General features: G+C 49.4%; 2 tRNA genes. Both read right to left on the reverse strand.

The features are described 5' to 3' along the window. Positions 1 to 112: 112 nt before the first annotated feature. A tRNA-Ala gene (locus tag HZS85_RS16630) sits at positions 113 to 185 on the reverse strand. Between the two features lie 22 nt (positions 186 to 207). Next, a tRNA-Ile gene (locus HZS85_RS16635) sits at positions 208 to 284 on the reverse strand. Between the last annotated feature and the right edge of the window lie 113 nt (positions 285 to 397).

Below are 397 nucleotides of genomic sequence, written 5' to 3' on the forward strand. Positions count from 1 at the left end.
TTGGTATTCTAAGAACACACGTCTTAAATGACATGGTTAATTAAAAGTTTGATGTCTTGTTGATGTCTTCAGTTTTCAAGGTGCGAGTGCCTTATCCAAAGGACAAGACAAATGGAGCCTAGCGGGATCGAACCGCTGACCTCCTGCGTGCAAGGCAGGCGCTCTCCCAGCTGAGCTAAGGCCCCAGGAATGAAATTATAATGGAAATGGTGGGCCTAAGTGGACTCGAACCACCGACCTCACGCTTATCAGGCGTGCGCTCTAACCGGCTGAGCTATAGGCCCATTCCATGACTAGAGAGAATTAGACTCTCAAAACTGAACGATGGGCATGTCCCGTAAGGGACGTTTTCCTTAGAAAGGAGGTGATCCAGCCGCACCTTCCGATACGGCTACCT

The sequence above is a fragment of the Exiguobacterium sp. s130 genome (assembly GCF_018619055.1).
GTDB lineage: Bacteria > Bacillota > Bacilli > Exiguobacteriales > Exiguobacteriaceae > Exiguobacterium_A.